We start from the raw sequence: 463 nt of genomic DNA, 5'->3' as shown, positions 1-463 counted from the left end.
GTTCCAGCTCGAAAACGGCTTCAATCTCGGCACGGGGCAGCAGAACGGCAATCGCGAATTCGGCCGCAAGGCGATCGTCGGCCTCGCGAGCAACACGTGGGGCAGCGTCACGCTCGGCCGCCAGTACGATCCGGTCGTCGATCTCGTACAGGGGCTCACCGAGGACAACTACTTCGGCGGCGTGTTCGCGACACCGGGCGATCTCGACAACTACGACAACAGCCTGCGCGTGAGCAACTCGGTGAAATACACGAGCCCGGTGCTGTCGGGCTTCCAGTTCGAAGCGCTGTACGGCTTCGGCGGCGTCGCGGGCGCGACGGGCAGCGGCCGCACGTACAGCTTCGCCGCAAGCTACGCGAACGGGCCGCTGTCGCTCGGCGCGGGCTATCTGTACGCGGACGGCGGCGCGAACGCGACGAACGGCGTGCGCACGTGGACGGGCAGCTCGGACACGCTGTTCAAC

1 protein-coding gene is annotated in these 463 nt (G+C 67.0%); it reads left to right on the top strand.

Annotation, left to right across the window (positions count from 1 at the left end; genetic code table 11):
- Positions 1–463, top strand: a 463-nt coding sequence (locus tag J5M56_RS25085; protein ID WP_207938071.1) for a porin, incomplete at both ends; no start/stop codon positions are given.

Source organism: Pseudomonas sp. 51_B (assembly GCF_017491595.1).
Taxonomy (GTDB): domain Bacteria; phylum Pseudomonadota; class Gammaproteobacteria; order Pseudomonadales; family Pseudomonadaceae; genus Aquipseudomonas; species Aquipseudomonas promysalinigenes.
This window is presented reverse-complemented; position numbering and strand designations above follow the sequence as displayed.